Annotated in this window: 19 protein-coding genes; 3 read left to right on the forward strand and 16 right to left on the reverse strand. The window is 64.2% G+C overall.

The window, feature by feature from the left end; translation table 11 throughout:
- The first annotated feature begins 268 nt into the window (after positions 1–268).
- Entirely contained in the window at positions 269–1,507 is a 1,239-nt protein-coding gene (locus ACTJJN_RS06130; RefSeq protein WP_088512273.1) for an acyl-CoA dehydrogenase family protein, read from the forward strand.
- A 66-nt stretch (positions 1,508–1,573) separates the two neighbouring features.
- Here ACTJJN_RS06130 and ACTJJN_RS06135 read toward each other — a convergent pair whose 3' ends face one another.
- The 16 genes from ACTJJN_RS06135 to ACTJJN_RS06210 all read right to left on the reverse strand — a co-directional run bounded on the left by ACTJJN_RS06135 (position 1,574) and on the right by ACTJJN_RS06210 (position 19,481).
- Positions 1,574–2,560: an ABC transporter permease gene (locus ACTJJN_RS06135; RefSeq protein WP_088512274.1), complete on the reverse strand. Its 987-nt coding sequence runs from the start codon at positions 2,558–2,560 to the stop codon at positions 1,574–1,576.
- Between the two features lies 1 nt (position 2,561).
- A complete protein-coding gene (locus ACTJJN_RS06140) occupies positions 2,562–3,539 on the reverse strand; it encodes an ABC transporter permease (protein WP_003253978.1) in 978 nt (325 codons plus the stop codon).
- Positions 3,523–5,061, reverse strand: coding sequence for a sugar ABC transporter ATP-binding protein (locus tag ACTJJN_RS06145; RefSeq protein ID WP_088512275.1), 1,539 nt, complete (start codon positions 5,059–5,061; stop codon positions 3,523–3,525). Before ACTJJN_RS06145 ends, ACTJJN_RS06140 begins: the two co-directional genes overlap by 17 nt.
- Positions 5,058–6,086 (reverse strand): sugar ABC transporter substrate-binding protein, encoded by a 1,029-nt coding sequence (locus ACTJJN_RS06150; RefSeq protein WP_012052704.1) that lies wholly within the window; start codon positions 6,084–6,086, stop codon positions 5,058–5,060. Before ACTJJN_RS06150 ends, ACTJJN_RS06145 begins: the two co-directional genes overlap by 4 nt.
- Positions 6,083–7,054 (reverse strand): sugar ABC transporter substrate-binding protein, encoded by a 972-nt coding sequence (locus tag ACTJJN_RS06155; protein ID WP_088512276.1) that lies wholly within the window; start codon positions 7,052–7,054, stop codon positions 6,083–6,085. The genes ACTJJN_RS06150 and ACTJJN_RS06155 overlap by 4 nt, the downstream gene beginning before the upstream one ends.
- Positions 7,051–7,437, reverse strand: coding sequence for a hypothetical protein (locus tag ACTJJN_RS06160; RefSeq protein ID WP_440781117.1), 387 nt, complete (start codon positions 7,435–7,437; stop codon positions 7,051–7,053). Before ACTJJN_RS06160 ends, ACTJJN_RS06155 begins: the two co-directional genes overlap by 4 nt.
- Positions 7,438–7,446: 9 nt before the next feature.
- Positions 7,447–8,679, reverse strand: coding sequence for an SfnB family sulfur acquisition oxidoreductase (locus ACTJJN_RS06165; RefSeq protein WP_014756367.1), 1,233 nt, complete (start codon positions 8,677–8,679; stop codon positions 7,447–7,449).
- A 347-nt stretch (positions 8,680–9,026) separates the two neighbouring features.
- Entirely contained in the window at positions 9,027–10,376 is a 1,350-nt protein-coding gene (locus ACTJJN_RS06170) for an OprD family porin (RefSeq protein ID WP_192907463.1), read from the reverse strand.
- A gap of 283 nt (positions 10,377–10,659) precedes the next feature.
- Entirely contained in the window at positions 10,660–11,436 is a 777-nt protein-coding gene (locus ACTJJN_RS06175; RefSeq protein WP_003253986.1) for an ABC transporter ATP-binding protein, read from the reverse strand.
- A 116-nt stretch (positions 11,437–11,552) separates the two neighbouring features.
- Positions 11,553–12,887 carry an ABC transporter substrate-binding protein gene (locus ACTJJN_RS06180; protein WP_012052707.1) on the reverse strand — a complete coding sequence of 445 codons (1,335 nt, stop codon included), beginning with the start codon at positions 12,885–12,887 and terminating at the stop codon, positions 11,553–11,555.
- Positions 12,888–12,946: 59 nt separating this feature from the next.
- Positions 12,947–14,287 carry an ABC transporter substrate-binding protein gene (locus tag ACTJJN_RS06185; RefSeq protein ID WP_192907464.1) on the reverse strand — a complete coding sequence of 447 codons (1,341 nt, stop codon included), beginning with the start codon at positions 14,285–14,287 and terminating at the stop codon, positions 12,947–12,949.
- 78 nt (positions 14,288–14,365) lie between these two features.
- Entirely contained in the window at positions 14,366–15,430 is a 1,065-nt protein-coding gene (locus tag ACTJJN_RS06190; protein WP_003253989.1) for a branched-chain amino acid ABC transporter permease, read from the reverse strand.
- 4 nt (positions 15,431–15,434) lie between these two features.
- Positions 15,435–16,316 (reverse strand): branched-chain amino acid ABC transporter permease, encoded by an 882-nt coding sequence (locus ACTJJN_RS06195; RefSeq protein WP_012052709.1) that lies wholly within the window; start codon positions 16,314–16,316, stop codon positions 15,435–15,437.
- A complete protein-coding gene (locus tag ACTJJN_RS06200) occupies positions 16,313–17,083 on the reverse strand; it encodes an ABC transporter ATP-binding protein (protein WP_012052710.1) in 771 nt (256 codons plus the stop codon). Before ACTJJN_RS06200 ends, ACTJJN_RS06195 begins: the two co-directional genes overlap by 4 nt.
- Positions 17,080–18,051, reverse strand: a complete 972-nt coding sequence (locus ACTJJN_RS06205; protein ID WP_440781120.1) for an AMP-binding protein — start codon at positions 18,049–18,051, stop codon at positions 17,080–17,082. The genes ACTJJN_RS06200 and ACTJJN_RS06205 overlap by 4 nt, the downstream gene beginning before the upstream one ends.
- Positions 18,052–18,071: 20 nt before the next feature.
- Positions 18,072–19,481, reverse strand: a complete 1,410-nt coding sequence (locus tag ACTJJN_RS06210) for an LLM class flavin-dependent oxidoreductase (RefSeq protein WP_192907466.1) — start codon at positions 19,479–19,481, stop codon at positions 18,072–18,074.
- Between the two features lie 243 nt (positions 19,482–19,724).
- Between ACTJJN_RS06210 and ACTJJN_RS06215 the strand changes: the two genes are divergently transcribed.
- Both ACTJJN_RS06215 and ACTJJN_RS06220 read left to right on the forward strand, forming a co-directional pair.
- Positions 19,725–20,714, forward strand: a complete 990-nt coding sequence (locus tag ACTJJN_RS06215; RefSeq protein WP_088512282.1) for a universal stress protein — start codon at positions 19,725–19,727, stop codon at positions 20,712–20,714.
- 95 nt (positions 20,715–20,809) lie between these two features.
- A complete protein-coding gene (locus ACTJJN_RS06220; protein WP_088512283.1) occupies positions 20,810–21,769 on the forward strand; it encodes a ribose-phosphate diphosphokinase in 960 nt (319 codons plus the stop codon).
- Positions 21,770–21,907 lie beyond the last annotated feature (138 nt).

Genomic DNA, 21,907 nt, shown 5'->3' on the forward strand with positions numbered 1-21,907 from the left:
CCTTTAAATTCAGGTACTTGAACGCTAGCGCTAGCAGCCTGAACTGTCTTTTGGCCAACAAGCTGTTGAACCACTGACCCTCGGCCAACAGTTGCCCCGGAAAACGCAATTGACCGCCCACCAACAGTCATTCAGCAAGCTGTCGGCGAGCGAACAGCCCGCCCCACCAGAATGATCACAACCCATTGATTTAAAAGGCATTCACTGCAAGGCACGAAGTTTGCGAGAGCATCGCCGTCAGCAATCGCATCAATCGAGGAGAACTGCGATGACCGCCCAAGCCCCACTGCCCCACCTGTCTACCGGTACCCACTACGAATCCCTTGCCGCCCGCTTCCGCCCCATCTTTACCCGCATCGCCGAATCCAGCGTGGCACGCGAGCGCAACCGCACCCTGCCCCATGAGCCCATCCAGTGGCTCAAGGACGCCGGCTTCGGCGCCGTGCGTGTACCCGTCGAACAGGGCGGTGCCGGCGCTTCCCTGCCACAGTTGTTCCAGCTGCTGATCGAACTGGCCGAAGCCGACTCCAATGTGCCGCAGGCACTGCGCGGGCATTTTGCTTTCGTCGAGGACCGCCTCAACGCCCATGCCAGCACCCCACAGGACGTCTGGTTCAAACGCTTCGTCGACGGCGATCTGGTGGGCTGCGCCTGGACGGAGGTGGGCGCAGTGAAGATCGGCGACGTCAGCACCCGGGTGTCGCGCCAGGGTGATCAGTGGGTGGTCAATGGCACCAAGTACTACAGCACCGGCAGCCTCTTCTCCGACTGGATCGACCTGTTCGCCCGCCGAGACGACACCGGTGGCGACGTGATCGCAGCGATCCGTACCCGCCAACCCGGCATCACCCAGAGCGACGACTGGGATGGTTTTGGCCAGCGCACCACCGGCAGCGGCACCTCGGTGTTCGAGAACGCGGTGGTCGAGGAAGAGAACATCATCGACTTCGCCACCCGCTTCAAATACCAGACGGCCTTCTACCAACTGGTGCTGCTCGCCGTCATCGTCGGTTCCGGCCGCGCCGCCGTGCGTGACTTCAGCCAGGAAACCAGCAAGCGCACGCGCGTGTTCAGCCATGGCAATGGCGCAGCGGTAAGCGAGGATCCACAGGTATTGCAGGTTATCGGCAAGGCCTCCGGGCTGATCTACGCCGCCGAGGCAGGCACCCTGCGCGCCAGCGAGGCCGCGCAGCAAGCCTACCTGGCGCGTTTCGGCAATGACGAGAACGCCGAGCGCAAGGGCAACATCGCCGCCGAACTGGAATCGGCCCAGGCCCAGGTGGCGGCCATCGAATGGGTGCTGCGTGCCACCAGCGACCTGTTCAACACCCTCGGCGCCTCCGGTACCAGCACCACCAAACAGCTCGATCGCCACTGGCGCAACGCCCGTACTGCCGCCTCGCACAACCCGGTGATCTACAAGGAACGCATCATCGGCGACTGGCACGTCAATGGCAGTGAACCGCCCTATGTCTGGCAGATCGGTGGCGGTGCCAAGCAGTCCTGAAAGCATGGCCTGGGGCACACCCCCAGGCCTCGTCACGGCACTGGCGTTTCGCCCGAAACGCCAGAACTAGCCAGCGCCGAGTCGCCGACTGGCAAAACTGAACAGCAGAACCGAGAGAATCAGAACGCCGGTGGCCACCTGCTGCCAGAAGAAATTCCAGCCAATCAGCAGCAGACCGTTGGCCGTGACGTTGAGAAATAGCACACCGAGCAGTGTACCGGGTACGTTGACCCGGTTGTGCAGGCTCAGCGTGGCACCGATGAAGACCGCACCGATGGCATTCATCAGGAAGGCATTGCCGGACATCGGCGCGTAGGCGTTCACCGTGGCCGGCAGCAGGATGCCCGCCAGCGCGCTGGCAAAGGCACTGGCGATGAACACCAGGGCAGCGATACGTCGCTGCGCCAGGCCCGAATAACGCGCCACCAGTGGCTGGCTGCCAAGGACGATGATCTCCCGGCCTAAGCGGCCACGCGCCAATACCACGCCATACACCAGCGCCAACAGTGCCACCAGCAGCAAGGGTAGCGGCACGCCGAGCAAGCGCTCACTGGCCAAGCCGCTGCGCACCTGCGCCTCCAGGTAGATCGGTTGTCCGCCATCGGAAAGCAGCTTTTGCACGCTGCTGCCAATGAACAGCGTGCCAAGGGTGGCCAGAAAAGGGGAAATACGCAGCCCGGCGATCAGCCCGGCATTGAACAACCCGGCCAGGCTGCCAGCCAGCAGCCCACCGGGAATCGCGACATAGAGCCCGAAGCCGGCATTGAGCAGCAGGACGAAGGTCAGCGCCGAGAAGTCCAGCGCAGTGCCGACTGACAGGTCGATGCCACCCGCGGCGATGGCGTAGGTCATGCCGATGGAGACGATGGCCAGCAACACAAAATTGTTCAATAACAGGCTGGACAGGTTGCCGACGGTGAGAAAGCCGGGTGCCTTCAACGCGAAGAACAGTAGAACGGCGGCGAACAGCGTCGGCATGACCAGGCGCAGCAACGCCTGGCCAGAGAGCCCGGTCAGACCGGCAGGCTGCGGGGCGGATAACGAATCGGACATCTCAGGCCTCCTTGTTGCGCAAACCGGACAGGGCCACCACCAGCAGGATCAGGACACCCTGCACGCCGTCGACCCAGAAGCTGGAAATATTCAGAAGCTGGAAGCCGTTGATCAGCACCCCGACCAGCATCGTTGCCAGCAGCGTGCCGCCGATGCTCGGCTGCAGACGCTGGGAGAAGATCACCCCAAGAAAAGCAATGGCCACCACCGACAGCAGCATCTCGCCGGAGCCGGTGGTGCTGCCGCTGAACCAGGCCGCCGAACAAAACGCGGCCAGGCTGCCGCACAGACCGCTGATCAGGTAGCTGGCGAACACGTAGCCACGCACCGACAGCCCAGCGGCATTAGCCGCCTCCGGGTATTCGCCGATGGCGTACAGGCGCAGGCCGAATGGCGTGTACTGCATCAACACGATCAGCACGCCACCGACCGCCAGCAGCACCCAGGCCAGGGCTGGCACGCCGAGCCAACTACCGAAGGCCAGCCCTTCCAGCAACGGCGAAGTGCTGGGCAGCACGGTGTTTTCGGTCAGCACCAGTTCCAGCCCGGCCACCAGGTTCATCGTGGCCAGGGTTGCCAGCAGCGGCGGCAAACGGAAACCGACCACCACCAGCGCATTCAGCGTGCCGATGGCCAGGCCAGTGCCAAGCGTCGCGGCGATGCTGACAACATCGCCGAAACCGGCGTTGTTCAGGCTGGCGTAGACCGCAGCGGACAACCCGAGGTTGGCCGCCAGCGACAGATCAAGCCCACCGGACACCACGTTCGAGCCGCCGCCGATGATCACCGTGGTCAGGCCGAAGGCAAGGCTGCCGAGGATCGCCGACTGGGCCAGCACATTGACCAGGTTGCTCGGGGTGAGGAAGTTCGGCGCACTGAGGGCGAAGGCCAGCAGGATCGCGGCGAAGGCCAGCAGCGCACCACGGCGCAGCAGCCACTGCGCGAATCGCGGGTGGAAGGCATCAGATAGCAATGGCATAGGCATAGAAAGGTCGTTCCTCGTTCTGCGCGCGTTGCGCGCCGGTAGCCACCGCCAGAAGGCGGTCACTGTTCGCCTCGCCAGCGGCGAAACGTGCGGCGATGGCGCCGCGGTGCATGACATGAATGCGGTCGCAGAGGCCGATCAACTCCGGCAGGTCGGACGAGAGGATCAACACCCCGGCGCCCTCCTTCACCAGTTCACCGATCAGCCGATAGATCTCCACCTTGGCGCCAACATCGATGCCAACGCTGGGCTCGTCCAGCAGGTACAGGCTGGAACACCGCGCGAACCACTTGGCCAGCGCCACCTTCTGCTGATTGCCACCGCTGAGCTGACGCACCTTGGCATGCGCGCCAGGGGCCTTGATCCTCAGGCGCTCGATCAGCTCCAGGGTGGTATGCCGCTCGCGCGCCGGCGACAGCAGCCCCAGGCGGACGAAGCGCGACAGTGCCGCCAGGGTGGTGTTCTCCTGCACGCTCAGGTCGAGCGCCACGCCTTGCCGACGGCGCTCCTCGGGCATCAGCGCGACGCCCTGGGCGACAGCTTCGCGCGGGCTGCGCAAGGACAACGGTTGCCCGTCCAGGCGCACCTCGCCGCTGTCCGGTGGCGCCAGGCCGAACAGGCTGCGTAGCAACTCCTTGGCGCCCGAGCCCACCAGCCCGGTGAGGCCGACGATCTCGCCACGGCGCACCTGCAGGTCGATGCCCTGGTAGGCCCGTGCCCGACCCAGCCCGCGTACGTCGAGCAACAGCGCACCGGCAGGCACCGCTACCTTGGGGTACAGCTCGCCGACTTCGCGGTTGACCATCAGGCGGGTGATCTGCTCCAGCGACGTGTTGCGCGGGGAGACTTCAGCGACATCGCGACCGTTGCGCAGTACCGTCACGCGGTCGCACAGGGCCTCGATTTCCTGCAGGTAATGGGAGATGTAGACGATCGCCAGGCCATCGTCACGCAGGCGCTGGACGATCCGCAGCAAACGCTCCACCTCACGCTGCACCAGGGCCACGCTGGGTTCGTCGAACACCAGCACACGCGGTTTGATCAGCAGCGCGCGGACGATCTGCACCATCTGTTGCTCGGCGCTGCTCAGTTCACCGATCAGCGCATTCGCCGGCAGTCGCAGGCCGAAGTAGTCGTCCAGCAGACGCGCGGCCTCGCGCTGCTGGGAGCGGCGATCGAGCAAGGGCCCGAATCGCCGTTCGTGGCCGAAGAACAAGGCTTCACCCACGGTGAAACGGGCCGGCAACAAGCGTTCCTGGTGGATGAAGCCAATGCCCAGGCGCTCCACCTGGCGCGGGCTGAAATGCCTGTGCGGCTGGCCGTCGAGCAGCAGGCTGCCGGCGTCCGGGCGGTGAATGCCGGCCAGCACCTTGATCAGCGTAGACTTGCCGGCGCCGTTCTCGCCCACCAGACCGTGCACGCTGCCCGCCGCCACCCGCAGGCTGGCGCCGTCGAGCGCCCGGGTGGCACCGAAGGTCTTGACGATGCCACGCAGCTCCAGCACCGGCGTACTCATGCGTCGCCTCGGATGCGTTTGACGTCATCGACGTTGCCCGCCGTGGTCAGCAGGGTCTCGACGAAGGTTTCGGGCGGCAGATCGTGCTCGCCGGCCAGATAGCGGGCGACGTTATGCACCGCCGTCCGGCCAATCAACGCAGGCTGCTGCGCCACCACTGCAGCCACCGGGCTGCCGGGCTGGCGCAGCAGTTCCAGCACCTCGGGCGTACCGTCGACGCCATAGGTGCGCACTTCATTGCGCCCGGCTTCGATCAGCGCCTGGCTGGCACCGAGCTGCGGCAGATCCCAGGCCGCCCAGATCGCGTCGAGCTCACCCTTGGGGTACTTGTTGAGCAAGGCGGCAACCTGACTGCGGGCATCCTGCACGGTGTTGGGAATCACGTCGCGCAACTCCGGCTGGATGAACTCGATCTGCGGGTAGAACTTGCTCACCAGCTTCAACTGGTCATAGCGAATGCCGCAGCTCGGCACGCCATAGAAGCCATTGAACAGCAGCACCCTGCCCTTGCCGCGCAGATCGGCCACCAACTGCTTGGCCAGCAGCAAACCCGTGCTCCAGTTGTCTGCGGAAATCGTATTGACCGCGTACTGCGACGGCACCTCGATGGTGAACAGCGGGATGCCGGCGGCGCTGATGCGCTTGAACCAGGGCTCGATGATGCTCAGCGTGCCGAGGGTGTGAATCACTGCATCGGGCTTCTGCGTCACCAGATTCTGCAACTGGGTCACCATGGCCTTGTCGTTGCGCCCGGCATCCAGGGTGATCGGCGTGCCGCCCAGGCGCTGTACCTCCTCGACCTGCGCCTTGAAGGCCCGGCTGTCGAAGTAGATGCTGGTGCCCACGGTGCTGATGGCGATGCGCTTGCCCTTCAGCGAAGGCACTGTGGCACTGGCCTCGGCACCGCTGTCGGCTCCAGCCGCCATGGTGCGGGTCAATGGTGCGGCGAGCCCGAGAGCGAGCATCGCCGAAGACGCGCCGAGCAGGCAGCGCCGGGAAATGCCGGAGCAGTCGTTGTCACTCATTGGTCACCTCGCAGGTGCTTGACCTGAGCCAGGTTGTCGCGGGTCGTCAATAGCGCGGCGACATGGGTTTCCTTCGGCAGATCACGCTGGCCGGCCAGATAGCGGGCAACGTTGCGCACGGCGGTGCGGCCGATCAGGTCGGGCTGCTGCGCAACCACCGCGCCGATGGGCGAGTTGTCATGGGCGATCAGCTCCAGTACCTCCGGCGTGCCGTCCACACCATAGGTGCGGATCTCACTGCGCCCGGTGTCGATCAGCGCCTGGCTGGCGCCGAGCTGAGGGATGTCCCAGGCCGACCAGATGGCGGCGATATCGCCCTTGGGGTACTTGTTCAGGAGCGCGGCGATCTGGCTGCGGGCGTCCTGCACGGTGTTGGGAATCACGTCACGCAGCTCCGGCTGGACGATCTGCAATTGCGGATGATCGGCCAGTACCTTCTTCAACTCGTCGTAGCGGATCGCACAGACCGGCACCCCGTAGAAGCCGTTGAACACCAGGATGCGGCCCTTGCCGCCGGTGTCGCGCACCAGCTGTTCGGCCAACGCGCGGCCGGCCGCGACGTTGTCCGAGGTGGTGTTGTTGAGGCTGTACTGCGATGGCACATCAATGGTGAACAGCGGGATGCCTGCGGCCTGGATGCGCTTGAGCCAGGGGTCGATCACGCTCAGGGTGCCGAGGGTCTGAATCACCGCATCGGGCTTTTGCGTGACCACCGTGTTCAGTTGTGTGACCAGATTGCGGTCGTTGCGCCCGGCGTCGAGGGTGATCGGCGTGCCGCCCAGGCGCTTGATCTCATTGACCTGCGCCTGGAACGCCTTGATGTCGAAGTAATGACTGGTGCCAGTCATGCTCACGGCAATGCGCTTGCCGGCCAGCGACGGCACGGCCTCGCCCTCCTCCTCGGCTTGTGTCAGGCCGCCCGCCAATGCCAGCACCAGGGCGGTGAGCAACGTCAGGATTCGACTCATGCTTGCACCCTTTGCTGATCTGCCAAGGCGGCGCCGTTGAGGTAGTGGTCGCCGAGCAGTCGCCGTTGAGTGGGCAGTGCCGGTTCGGCGCTGCCCGGCTGCGGACGCGGCAGACTACTGCCCACCAGTTCGAAATGCGTCTGCGCGGCCAGGCGCGCGGCCTCGGCGGCGCCCAAACGAAAAGTGATGGCGGCCGACTGCGAGGCGTCGGCGCGTGCCAGCAACGCGTCGGCGGCGTCGATACGGATGCGCAACTCGCCGACTGCAGCGATGACCAGCGCTTCATGGCGAGCACTCTGCCCGCGCAGGTAGTCAAGCAGAGCTGCCTCGACATGACGGGCGTGGGCCAGGTCACCCCGGCCTTGGGAATGGGTGTTGGACATGGCGTGACCTCAGTTCCAGGAATGACGTTGCGGCTTGACGCCGTTGAGCAGTTGATTGCCGACCAGGTGGTACTTCCAGCGCACCGGGTCATGCAGCGTGTGGGTGCGCGCATTGCGCCAGAAGCGGTCCAGCCCCTGGCTGGCCGAGACGCTGCGCGTGCCGCCCAGCTCCAGCAGGCGACTGGACGCCTCAAGGGAAATCTCGGTAGACAGCACCTTGGCCTGGCCGACCACCACTGAGGCTTCAGCAACGTGCTCTTCGCCAGGCTCGGCGACGGCGCGATCGACCGCCTCGGCAGCGCGCTGCAAGATCGCCTCGGCCGCCTGCAGGCGCCAGGCCAGCTCGCCGATTAGCGCCTGGCCAAGTGGATCCTGCCAGCCGTGCTGCAAGCCGCTGTCGACCCACGGGCGTGCCTGACGCGCCACGCGCAGGGTTTCGGCAAAGGCGCCACGGGCGATGCCGGTGTCCACGGCGGCCTGGATAATCTGCGAGATCGGGCCATCAGCGGTTGGCTGGTCGTAGGCCTTCCAGGCCGGTATCACCTCGCTCGCTGGCACTCGCACGCCTTCGATACGCACCTGGCCGCTGGCTGTGATGCGCTGGCCGAAGCCATCCCAACTGTCGATCACCGTCAGGCCAGCTGCATCGCGTGGCACGAAGGCGATGTGCGGGCGGCCCTCCTCGTCGACACCCGCGACCGGGACGATGTGGGCGAACAGCGCCCCCGTGCAGTAGGCCTTCTCGCCATCGAGCACGGCGCTGTCGCCGTCGAAGCGGATCTGCGTCTGGAAGGTGGTGACGTACTGGCTGCGCGCTTCGGAAAAGGCGTTACCGAAACGGTAGCCTTGCAGCACCTTGGCGTAGTAGCGGCGCTTCTGCGCCTCGCTGCCGGTCAGGCCGAGGTTGCTGAGCACACCAAAGTGGTTCTGCGGCAACTGGCCGAGCGATGAATCGGCGGCGGAGATAGTCGCGATCACCTCGCTGAGGGTGACATAAGATACCCCGGCGCCGCCGTGCGCCTTGGGCACGCTGATTGCCCACAGACCGCTTTCGGAGAAGCGATCCAGTTCCTCCCAGGGCAGGCGCCGCTCGCGATCACGCCAGGCTGCCTCACGGGCAAAATCCTCGGCCAAGCGCTGCGCCACCTCGATGGCTTCGGCGTCGCTACGGATGATCTGTGCCGGGCGCCGAGGCGTCGAGCTGACCTGCTCGCGCAGATCGGCGGGTTGTGACTGAGTCATGTGTTGCTCCAAGCGTGATGGATTCTCCAGGGCTACTGCACAGCCCGTACCAACCTGGAAAATCTTTCATATTCAATGACTTGATGCGCAATCCAGATAATTGGAAAAGCACCTGTGGCGGCAAACTGTGGATTGGCTGTTGCCGGGCGGACACTTGCCTCAGCACCTGTTCACGACCTGCTGCGCGTCGGCCCTCCTGCGTTAAAAAAAAGCTGGAGCGCCAGCGTGGTCGGACTGCTCATTTACAGCGGGTGAAGTCGAGCGCGACTCCGACCGCGACTCGCCTGTTTTTGCGGGGCCGCCATCGGTGTTGCATGGCGTTATCTCGCGAGATCGTGAGCAGGTTCTCAGAGGCTGATATCCAGCGGGTACTGGACGATCAGGCGCAGTTCGTCGACGTTGGACTCGGCGACGTGATCGCCACCGACGCGGTGGGTGGCCTGCATCAAGTTGAACGAGAGGTCCTTGGCCGGCCCACTCTGCAGCACGTACTTCAGCCACAGGTTGCGCTCCCAGTGGCGGCCGTCCTCGGTACCATTGAAGTAGCTGTAAGCGCCACCCGCGCGCGTTCCGTCGATGTCGGTACCGCGCACGTAGCGGGCCGTTAGGCTCAGCCCAGGCACGCCAAGCGTGGCGAAGTCATAGTCGTAACGGGCTTCCCAGGCTCGCTCATTGGGGTTGTTGAAGTCGGAAACCTGCGAGGCGGCATCCAGTTGCAGGTCATAGGTGTTCCACACGTAGTCGAACGGCGTGTCGCCATCGATGCGTGTGTAGGACAGCTTGAAGCCATGAGCGCCGGCAGCCAGACCGGCATGCACGCTCCATGAGTCGTTGTCGATCTGGCCGGCCAGCGCCTGGCCGCTGTCACGGGTGCGGTAATAATTGAGGCCGGTCTTCAGGCTCAGCTCGCTACCCAGCGGCTGCACATGGTCGACGCTGAAGAACGACTGGTTCCATACGTCGTCGAGGCGGCTGCTGTGCAGGCGCAAGGTGAGCTGGTCGTTGAACTGGTAATCGCCACCCAGGTACGCCACATCGTTGGCGCCCTTGATACGCCCGGCATAGACGGTGCCGAGATCACCACGGTGGTTGCTGGCGTTGCGGTCACTGCTCGACTCCAGCTTGCCGCCCTGCAGGCTCAGGCCATCCAGCGAGTTGTTGTTGAAGATGAAGCCGCGCAGTGTCTGCGGCAGCAGGCGAATGTCGCTGGCGTGCAGCACCGGGCTGGTCGGGCTCACGTCGCCATAGCGCAGTTCGGTGTCGAAGGCGCGCACCTTGAGCGCGGCACCAACCTTGCCGTAGCTGTCCTTGGGCTCGCCATCGAAGTTGCTCCCCGAGCGCGACACGATGCCGGGCACGCCGACACCATTGCCGACTGCCCCATTGCCGCCATCGAGCTTGAGCCCGACCAGCCCCTGCACATCCACGCCGAAGCCGACAGTGCCACGGGTGAAACCGGATTGCAGATTGGCGATGATGCCGTGGCCCCATTCACGATGCAGGCTCTGCCGCTCACCCTTGTTGGGGTTGAGGGTGAAGTCGCCGTTGCGATAGTCCTGGCTGAAGAAGAAGTTGCGGTTGAGCACATGGATCTGCGTGCCGTCGATGAAGCCTTCATCATCGCTGTCGGCAAACGCGGGGCCGGCCAGCAGGATGGCCAGAGAAAGAGCTGTTCTGTAGCAAGCGGTAGAGCGCATGGCAGTGATCCTTGGAATGACGAGGTAGGCGCCTTTCCAGGCGCTGTAAATCCAGTTATTCCAACAACCATGCCAACAGAAAAAATCATTGTTATTCAATCACTTGAACAATCTACTCAACAATATGATGCACCGTCTGCGGAGCAATCTGCACAACTGCTGTTGCCGGCGCCACAGCGCTTTCGTCAGGACAAAAAAACGCGGCCTGGGCCGCGTTGAATGGAACATCACCTACTCAGTAAAAGGCGGTATGACCACAGCGTTCCACAGCCCTCGCCACCGCTCAGTCAGCCTTGCCGCCCAGGTAGAAATGCTGAATATCTTCCCGCGCGGCCAGCTCGGCAGCACTGCCCTCACCCACCACCCGGCCGTTCTCCAGGATGTAGGCATGGCTAGCATGGCGCAGGGCAACGTTGATGTTCTGCTCGGCCACCAGAAAGCTCACGCCCTCCTGCGCATTGAGCTGGGCGACGATGGCGAAGATCTCCTCGACGAGGATCGGCGCCAAGCCCATCGAGGGTTCGTCGAGCAGCACCAGGCGCGGTTTGGTCATCAGCGCGCGGCCGATGGCGAGCATCTGCTGCTCACCGCCGGAAGTCAGCCCAGCCTGAGTCTTGCGCTTGGTCTTCAAGCGCGGGAACCAGGCATAGATGCGCTCCAGATCCTGCTCCAGTTGGCGCCGCGTCGGGTTACGCAGGAAGCCGCCACTGCGCAGGTTTTCCTCGATGGTCAGGTGGGCGAACACATGCCGTCCTTCCAGCACATGGACGATACCCTGGCGTGCCAGCAGGTTGGCCGCGACACCGGCGGTGTCCTGCCCCTGGAAGCGGATATGGCCACGGCTGACCTGCGCCCGGTCGGCCTGCACCAGGCCGGAAATAGCCTTGAGTGTGGTGCTCTTGCCAGCACCGTTGGCGCCTAGCAAGGCGACGATATCGCCCTGCCCGACCCGCAGGGATACACCGGCCACGGCGAGGATTGCGCCGTCGTAGATCACTTCGATGTCCTCCACTGCCAGCAGCTCACTGCTGACGGCGGCTGGAAGAGTCGCACTGGTCATGGATTGTTGCCCTCTGGTCGTCGTTCAGCGGGCGGCGCCTGCCGCCCCAAAGCCTTGAAATGCGTTGCCCGTGCCGGTCGCGGCTAAAGCTCCTGCCACAGGTGAAAAGCGAGCGCTCACGGCGCGTCACACGCACGGGGGGTCACGCCTTTCTCTTTCGCGTACTCGGCAGCCTTGGCGTCAATCAGGGGGCGCAGGGTGACATGATCGGCCTGCACCCAATCGGTGATCAGCTTCCACTGCTGGCCATCCCACTGCTGCACCTTGACGGCACCGCCCCCCTCGTGGTCGCTGCACGACAGCTTCAGCGGCTGCATCAGCCCCAGGAAACCGATCGCCTTGAGCCGCGCATCGTCGAGATCGAGGTGTTCCAAGCCCCAGCGACCTTCCTCGCCATTGAGCGGCCGCGGTCCGAAGTGCTTCTGCGCGGCGCGGATCGCCTCGACGGCGATGGCGGCATTCACCAAGCCGGAGTTGTAGTAGACGCTGCCGAAGCTCTTCGGATCCTTGAGGTCGCTCTTGCCCTTGTCGAGGATGTGTGCCTTGATGCGCTGGTGGATGTCGAAGTCGGCACCGCCCGGATAGGGCGTCAGGGCCAGATATCCCTTGCCCGCCTCGCCGGCCGGCAGCACGTCTTCATTGGAGCTGGCCCAGATGTCGCCAACGATGCGATCGACCGGAAAACCGAAGCGCGCCGCAGTCTTGATCGCCACCGGGGTGGACACGCCCCAGGTGCGCAGGAATACCCAGTCCGGCTTGAGCTGGCGCACCTGGCGCCACTGCGAGGCCTGCTCGTTACCCGGGTCGGCGACGGGAATCTGGATGTTCTCGAAGCCGTACTTCTCCGCCAGCAGCTTCAGCGGCCCCTGGGTTTCCCGGCCATAGGCGGAGTCGTGGTAGACGGTGGCGATCTTCTTGCCCTTGAGCTTGTCCAGCCCACCCTCGCGCTCGGCCACGTAGTTGATGAATGCAGAAGCCTCGCTGTAGAAGGTCAGCATCACCGGGAAGTTGTAGGGAAAGACGCGGCCATCGGTGGCCTCGGTTCGACCATAGCCGAGGGTGATCAGCGGGATCCGGTCGGCCTCGGCCTTGTCCGCCAGGGCATAGGCAGCCGGCGCACCATTGGGCTGGTAGACCGCTACCGGAGCGCCATTGAGGCCGTTCTTGAAGCGCTCGTAGCACTCGATGCCCTTCTCCGCCGTCCACTCGGTCTCACACTCCTGCCAGACCAGCTTGACGCCATTGATGCCGCCTTCGACGTCGTTGATGTAGCGCAGGTAGTCGATCATCCCGGCCCACACCGGAATGCCGCTGGAGGCATAGGCACCGACTCGGTAGGTGGCTAGCGGGAAGAATTGTTCATTGGCCGCCTGGGCCGCCGACGGCATCGCGGCGTAGCTCGCGAGCGCCAGGCCAAAGGCGGCGACACTGCGTTTCAGCGTTGCATGCATGGTCTTTCTCCTCAGGCGCCCGACCCACGCGACGGTGGCCGGGCGCAGGTCATGGGGGTTTATTGCTCGTTGGCGCAATTACGCGGGGTGATGCCCTTCTCCTGGGCATAGGCGGCGGACTTGGCCTCGATCAGCGGACGCAAGGTGGTGCGGTCGGCCTGGATCCAGTCGGTCACCAGCACCCATTTCTCGCCGTCCCACTGCTGAACGCGGGCCGCACCACCGCCCTCGTGATCAGAGCAGGACAGCTGCAGCGGTGGCAGCAGCCCTTCGAAGCCACTGGCCTTGAGGCGCGCGGCGTCGATATTCAGGTGCTCGAAGCCCCAGCGCGCTTCCTCACCATTGAGCGGGCGGTTGCCAAACTTGCCCTGGGCGGTGCGCAGCGCCTCGACGGCAATCGCGGCATTGATCAGGCCGATGTTGTAGTACACCTTGCCGAAGTAGCGCTTATCCTTCAGGTCGCTCTTGCCGGCATCGAGGATGTGCTGGCGCAGGCGCTGGTGAATCTCGAAACCGTCGCCACCGGGGAACGGCGCCAGGGCCTGGTAGCCCTTGGCCGCCGTGCCTGCAGGGAGCACGTCGGCCTCGGAGCCGGCCCAGACGTCGCCGATGATGCGCTCGACCGGGATGCCGAAGCGTGCGGCCGTCTTTATGCCAACCGGAGTGGACACGCCCCAGGTACGCAGGAACACCCAATCTGGCTTGATCTGCCGCACCTGGCGCCACTGCGCCGACTGCTCATTGCCCGGATCGGCCACCGGGATCTGGATGTTCTCGAAGCCGTAGGTTTCCGCCAGCAGCTTCATCGGCGCTTGGGTTTCCCGGCCATACGCCGAGTCGTGGTAGACGGTGACGATCTTCTTGCCCTTGAGCTTGTCGAAGCCGCCCTCGCGCTCGGCGATGTAGTTGATGCCCACCGAGGCCTGCCCGTAGTAGTTCAGCAGCAGTGGAAAGGCATAGGGGAACACGCTGCCGTCGGTAGACTCGGTGCGCCCGCCGGCACCATCGATCAGCGGGATGCGGTCGGCCGCGCCCTTCTCCATCAGCGCATAGGAGCCCGGAGTGCTGTGGGTGAAGAAGAACGCCGTCGGCGCGCCATCCTGGCCATCTTTGTAGCGCTCGTAGCACTCGACGATACGGTCGACGTTCCACTCGGTCTCGCACTCCTGCCAGACCAGCTTGACGCCGTTGATGCCGCCCTCCACCTCGTTGATGTAACGGAAGTAGTCGATCTCTCCGGCCCACCAGGGAATCCCGCTGGAGGCATAGGCGCCGACCCGGTAAGTGGCCATGGGAATGAACTGCTGGTTGTCGGCGGCCTGGGTGACGACCGGAGACAGGGCCTGGGCGCCTAGCACAAAGAGGCTGACGAGCAGGTGACGATGCAAGGGTTTGCGCATGGTGTGAACTTCTTGTGCTGGGGTGAAAACCTCCTTTCCCGCGGTCGGGTCAAGGTTCATGGAAAGAGGCGGTCGTGCTCAGAATCGCAGCGGCCAGACCCTGATGCGTTCGCGCAGGTCGCCGAGCAGGCGTACCAGGCCTTCCGGCTCCTTGATCAGGAACCAGATGATCAGGCTGCCGAAGAGGATCTTCTGCAGGTTCTGCAATTGCCCGGCATCGACGTTGCCGCCGAACAGCCACTGCCCGGCATGGCTGAGCAGAATCGGTGTGAGGCTGATGAAAGCCGCGCCGATGAAATTGCCGGCGATGCTGCCCATGCCACCGATGATGATGATGAAGAGGATCTGGAACGAGCGGTTGATATCGAAGCTGCCGGCACTGGACGTGCCCAGGTAGGCGAAGGCCCAGAGCGCCCCGGCGATGCCCAGGTAGAAAGAGCTGACGGCGAAGGCCAGGCGTTTGTAGCGCTCCACCGGAATGCCGATCACCGAGGCGGCGGTGTCCATGTCGCGGATCGCCATCCAGTTGCGCCCGACCTGGCTACGCACCAGGTTGACCGCGACCCAGGTCAGCAGCACCACGCAGCTCAGGGTCAGCAGGTAGCGACCTACCGGCGAGGCCAGGCTGTGACCGAACAACTCCAGGCGCGGTGCGCTGATGGTGCCGGACGAGGCATGGTTGTAGAACCAGGGAAACTTGGCGAACACCCATTCGAGGAAGAACTGCGCAGCCAGCGTGGTGACCATCAGGTAGAAACCCTTGATCCGCGAACTGGGTATGCCGAACAGCAAGCCGACCAGGCCGGCAATCAGCCCGCCGCCGATCAGCGCCAGCGGCAACGGGAGCCCAGGCACACGCAGCAGCAGGCCGTAGGTGGCGAAGGCGCCCACCGCCATGAAGCCGGCGGCACCGACCGAGGTCTGCCCGGTGTAGCCGGTGAGCAAGTTCAGCCCCAGCCCGGCCAGCGACAGCACCAGGAAGGGAATCAGGATCGCGTTGAGCCAGTAGTCGTTGCCCAGCCAGGGCAAGCCGACGAAGGCCACCAGCAGCAACAACGGCAGGCCCACTGGCCAGCGACGGCGCACCAGGGTCAGCGGCGCCTCGTCGAAGCCGGCGCCCAAGCGTGAAACGGTAGCGGTCATTGCGTCATACCCGTTCGGTGGTCCGGTCGCCGAACAGGCCGGCCGGACGGATGTATAGGAAGATCAGGGCAAGGAAATAAGCGAACCAGGGCGTGATGCCTCCGCCGATCAGCGGGCCTATGTAGGCTTCGGCGAGGTTCTCGGCGGCACCGACGATCAGCCCGCCGACGATGGCTCCGCCAATCGAGGTGAAGCCGCCGATGATCAGCACCGGCAGCGCCTTGAGCACGACCAGCGAGAGCGAGAACTGCACGCCCTGACGCGCCCCCCAGAGCAGCCCGGCCACCAGCCCGACCATTCCGGCCACGGCCCAGACGATCTGCCAGATGCGGTTGAGGTTGATGCCCAGCGACAGCGCCGCGCGGGTATCGTCGGCCACCGCACGCAAGGCCACACCGATGCGGGTCTTGTTGAACAGCAGCGCCAGCACCGCCACCAACAAGGCGGAAACGCCGGAGGCAACCAGGTCGAACTGGCTGATCATCAGTTCGCCGACGAACAGCGGGACGTCCTCGATGCCCAGATCCAGCGCGCGTACCTGGGCGCCCATCAAGCCCTGGGCCAGGCCCTCGATGATGAACGACAGGCCAAGGGTGGCCATGAACAGGGTGATCTGCGAGCGATTGACCAGGGGCCGCAGCACCAGGCGCTCGATCAGCAGCGCGCCGACGATCATCACCAGTACGGTCAGGGCCAACGCCAGGGCGAACGGCAGGCCCTGCTCGTGCAGGCTGACGAAGGTCAGCGCAGCAAACAGCAGCATCGCGCCCTGGGCGAAGTTGAACACGCCGCTGGCCTTGTAGATCAGCACGAAGCCGATGGCCACCAGCGAATACAGGGTGCCGGCGAGCAAGCCGCCGATCAAGGTTTCCAGGAAGAAGTTCATCCGTATGGCGCTCCCAGGTAGGCGGCGATCACATCGGGATTGGCCTGCACTTCGGCCGGTGTGCCATCGCCGACCTTGCGCCCGTAGTCCAGTACCACCACGTGGCTGGACAGCCCCATGACCACCTGAATGTCGTGTTCGATGAGAATCACCGTGGTGCCGAGATCACGGTTGATATCGGCGATGAAGCGGCTCATGTCCTGTTTCTCTTCGGCGTTCATCCCCGCCATCGGCTCGTCGAGCAGCAGCAGGGTCGGCTGCGCGATCAGCGCACGCCCCAGCTCCACGCGTTTCTGCAGGCCATAGGCCAGGCTGCCCACGGCAACGTCGCGCCAGGGCTGCAGCTCGAGGAACTCCAGCACCTGCTCGGCGCGCTCGGCGAAAGCCCGGGCCTCGCGCCGGGCACGTGGCAGGCCCAGTGCCTGTTCGAGAAAGAAACTGCGCTGGAAACGCGACAGACCGGTAAGCAGGTTGTCCAGCACACTCATCTTCTTGAACAGCGCATTGTTCTGGAAGGTACGGCCGATCCCCAGCCGCGCCGCCTGCAGCGGGTGCGGCCGGCGCAACGGCTCGGTGGCGAAGAACAGCTGGCCGGCATCGGCCCGGTAGACGCCATTGAGGATGTTCAGCAGCGAGCTCTTGCCGGCGCCATTCGGCCCGATCAGGGCGCAGATCTCGCCGCGCCTGACGCTGAAGGACAAGTCGGAAATCGCCTTCACGCCCTTGAACGACAGCGACACGTTGCGCACCTCCAGCAATGCACTCATGCCGCGCGCTCCAGATATTCGTGCAGCCATGACAAGCGTGCCGGGCCTTGTAGCGCCACGCTGGCAGACGCACTTGGCACCTCGATCCGGCGCAAGCGATGGAAGCCGAGCAGACGCCGCACCCGCTGCTTCAGCCAGCGACGCAAGCCCTGGTGTGGATTCTCCAGCGTCCAGTCACACAGACGCCGTCGCCAACTGTCTGGTGGCGCCAGGCGGGCATCGATTTCGCCCGCCAGCGCCTCGACCCCCGCAGCGGACAACAACAACCCGGTCGGGGCGATTTCGCGACGGTCGCGACCAGCAGACTCGCTCGTTTCCGGGAAGGCTAGACTTTCGCCATGGTGCAACCAACGGCTCAGCAAATGCCCCAGTCCCTCACGCCATTCGGTGCCCCCATCGACCCACAGCACGTCATCTTCGGCGCCCTGCGCCCAACCCTGACGCTGCGCCACCGGCGCCTCGCCGACAAATAACGTCGACAGCGGCTGCACCTGCCACAAGCCGTTGCTCACGACATTGGCCTGGGCGGAAAACAAACGCAGTGGCCACAGCTCGGCAAGGCCGCTGCCCAACCAGTGCGACACGTCTTCACGGCGTTGGACGAAGGCGAACGTCGGGCGCGCCTGGCGCAGTTGCCGTTGCAGCTCATCGCCACGGCTGCCGCGGCCAATCACCAGACTCTGGCCGCCAAGCGGGTGGGCAGCCAACGCCAGAATCAGCAGGCTCGGCTCGAAGGCGCCACTCAATGCCAGGCGCTGCCCGGGGCCGAACCCCTGCTGGCGCAAGCCGTTGGCAACCCGCTCGACCTCGTGCTGCACATCGATCCAGCGCCAGGCCTTCCACACACCAAGACGGCGATGACGCAGGGCGATTTGTGTCGGCCGTTCTCTGGCCCAACGCTGCAGCGCCGTCAGGGCGCTGTCGGCCACTACGTCGGGCAACGGCAGATAGCGTTCATGAATGCTCATGCGATGACTCCTCTGCCGATTCAGGCCGGCTCGGCCAGGTTGACACCGACGTTTTCGCGCTGCTGGCTGAGGTCGCGATAGCCGGCGCCAGGATGGTTGGCGGGCAGTCGCGGGCCATCCCCGAACAGCTTCTCGCGCAGGGTTCCGGAACGATATTCGGTCTTGTACACACCGCGTTTCTGCAACTCGGGCACCAACAGCTCGACCACATCGCGGAAGGTTTCGTGGGCCAGGACGTAAGCCAGGTTGAAGCCGTCCACGTCTGTTTCCTCGACCCAGGCCTGCAGCTCGTCGGCGACGGTCTGCGCACTGCCGACGATCAGCGGGCCGAAGCCGCCAATACCAACCCAATCGGCCAGTTCCTGCACCGTCCATTGCTTATTGGGGTCGGCGGTGGAAAAGGTTTCCACTGCCGACTGAATGGCATTGGTATGGATATGCTTGAGCACCTGGTCGGGCCGGTACTGGCCGAAGTCGATACCCGTCCATCCCGAGATCAGCGCCAGCGCACCTTCGTAGCTGGTATATGACGTGAGCTCCTGCCACTTGGCCTGAGCCTTGGCGTCGGTCTCGTCGACGATCACTGTCTGCAGGTTGAAAATCAGCACCTTGCGTGGATCACGCCCGGCCTCGGCAGCGCGACGGCGGATGTCGGCCACGATTTTCTTCAGGATCACCTTGGACGGTGCGGCGACGAACACGCACTCGGCGTGTCCGGCTGCGAAGTCCTTGCCACGGCTCGACGCCCCCGCCTGATAGAGCACCGGCGTGCGCTGCGGCGAAGGCTCGCAGAGGTGGATGCCGGGCACCTGGAAGTGCTTGCCCTGGTGGCGGATCTCATGAACCTTGCTGGGATCGCTGAAAATGCCGCGCTCGCGATCACGCAGCACAGCGCCCTCTTCCCAGCTCCCCTCGAACAGCTTGTAGAGCACTTCAAGGTATTCGTCGGCGTAGTCGTAGCGCGCATCGTGGTCGCTCAGCGCCTTCTGCCCGAGGTTGCGCGCGCCGCTGTCGAGGTACGAGGTAACGATGTTCCAGCCGATGCGCCCCTTGGTCAGGTGATCCAGGGTCGACAGGCGCCGGGCGAAAGGATACGGGTGCTCGAACGTCAGCGAGGCGGTGAGGCCAAAACCGAGGTGTTCGGTAACCAGCGCCATTGGGGTGATCAGCGCCAGCGGATCATTGACCGGAACCTGGGTCGCCTGGCGGATGGCCGCATCGCCATTGCCGCCCAGCACGTCGTAGATGCCGATCACGTCGGCGATGAAGATGCCGTCAAACTTACCGCGCTCAAGCAACTTGGCCAGATCCGTCCAGTACTCCAGATCCTTGTATTGCCAGGCGCGATCCTTGGGGTGCCTCCAGAGTCCGGGCGACTGATGGCCGACACAGTTCATCTCGAAGGCGTTCAAACGAATTTCACGTGGCATGGGAGCTCCTGATCGATAGGCTCGGCACCCTGTTTCGGCGCCTCTCAATGCTCTATCAACACATTCCATGCCAATAAATATTTTCTTTATTTACAATGACATAGAGATTACTCGAAGCAGCTTTAATGCCTGCAGGACGACATCACTGCTGATTAGCTGTACAACAGCGAACAGTGTTGATGCGCAGCGAGAAACATGCCGAGCTCTGCGACCCGGTCATGAGTACACCGCATTCAGCCAATCTTGATAAATATCAAGGTCATCGAGCCCCACTGCGTCACGCTTGGCCTGAACCGGTGGGCCTTCATCGAGGCTGCCACCGCGGTGGAGGCCATCATGAATACTTACTCAAGACTGCTGCTGATCTGCCATCCAGACCTGCACCCTTCGCCTGCCCTGACGCGTGCTCAAGCGCTGAGCAGTGCGACAGGTGCTACCTTGCACCTGGTGGCGCTCAGTCAATTGCCCTCGCGCCTGGCAACCCTGGACCAGGTGCTACGCAAAAACGCCCGCAAGCAGGACGCCGAGCATCGCAAGGCTTGGCTCGCTGAGCAGGTGAAGGCGCTGGGCGAGCTGGGCATTACCGCCTACGCCGAGACACTGGACGACCAAGACCCGCTCAAGGACTTGATCCGGCTGGCCCAACTGCACCGGGTCGGGATGGTGATCAAGGACATCCAGCACGAAACCGCCTTGAGCCGTGCCCTGCTCACGCCATTGGACTGGCAATTGCTACGCCGCTGCCCGATCCCGCTGCACCTGGTAGCCCAGGCTGAAACGCAGCTGCCAGCGCGCATACTGGTCGCCGTGGACCTGGTCGAGCACGACCCGGTGATCGACAAGCTCAACGACCACATCCTGCAATCGGCACAGGCACTGGCACAACGCTGCAAGGCGCAGCTGCATTTGCTGCAGGCCTACGAACCCAGCGCCAGCTTCGTCGCCTATGCCGCCGCACCCGTGGCCTGGACCGACAAACTGGTCGAGGAAATGTCCGGTCGTGCGCGCGAGCGCATGGCGACGTTCGGCGGCCGTTATGGCATCAAGCCAGATCACCTGCACCTGGTGCGGGGCGCTGCCCGTAACGTGGTCAGCGAATACGCGAACCAGCAAGGCTTCGATGTGGTGGTGATGGGCACGCTCTACCACGAGGGGATGAGCAAGGTCGTCGGCAGTACTACCGAGCAAACCCTGTACAAGGTTCACTCCAGTATTCTGGCGATTCACGGTTGAACGATCGCCCGCTGGCTATGCTCGACTAGATATTCATCAAACCGCACAGTGCCATGCAGCTCATGTTGCTGTGAACGACCTCTGGAGCGCAGGGCATGAATGACACACCGCCGTTACTGTTCGCCTTGCAAGGCAGCCAGGCCTATGGGAATGCCGTGGCGCAACGCCTGGGCAGGACACTGTCTGCACATGAAGAGCGCGACTACGAGGACGGAGAGCACAAGTGCTGGCCTGGCGAATCGGTGGACGGTCGATCGGTCATCGTCTTCCACTCGCTGTATGGTGACGCGCACCACAGCGCGCATGACAAGCTATGCCGGTTGTTGTTCTTCTGTGGCGCGCTCAAGGACGCTGCTGCCCGCCAGGTGACGGCAGTCACGCCTTACCTCTGTTACGGTCGCAAGGACCGCAAGGTGGAGTTTCAGGACGCTATCATCACCCGCCATGTGGCTCGGCTGATGGAAAGTTGCGGCGTGGACCGCATTGTGGCGCTGGACGTGCACAACCCCAGCGCCTTCGACAACGCCTACCGAATCCCGAGCTGGAACCTGCAATGCACCCCACTGTTCGCCCAACGCCTGGCCCCGCTCCTCGGTGAGCAGGCGGTCACGGTGGTGTCGCCAGATATGGGTGGCGTCAAACGTGCGGAGCAGTTTCGCCAGGTCCTGGCGCACCTGCTGGCGCGCCCGGTCTCGGTGGCCATGATGGAAAAACACCGCCAACAGGCAGGCCTGAGCGGCGAACACCTGGTCGGTAACGTGGCAGGCAGCACCGTTATCGTGTTCGACGACCTGATCAGTACGGGGCAGACGCTGCTGCGCGCTGCCCAGGCCTGCCGGCAGGCCGGAGCCAGCCGCCTACTGGCTGCGGCCACCCACGGCCTGTTCACCACCGGTGGCGAGCTGTTCGACAGCGGCGCGTTCGAACGGGTACTGGTGGCCGACAGCATCGCCCCCTTTCGCCTGCCCGTGCGATGCCTGGCGCAACTGGATATCGTCGATACCAGCGCCTTGGTCGCCGAGTTGCTTGCCAACCGCCCGGGCACTGGCGCATGACCCCGGTGCAGGTGGCGCCGGCGGAGCGTCCCTGCTCCTGAAATCGGTCGGGCCATGAGGCGTGTCGCAGGCCATGCTGATGGTGTTCGCGCAGAGCATCATGGGAACCGCTATAACCGTCTACCCTGCCTCCCTGCC

It is taken from the genome of Pseudomonas sp. 22515 (assembly GCF_052044625.1).
GTDB lineage: Bacteria > Pseudomonadota > Gammaproteobacteria > Pseudomonadales > Pseudomonadaceae > Aquipseudomonas > Aquipseudomonas alloputida.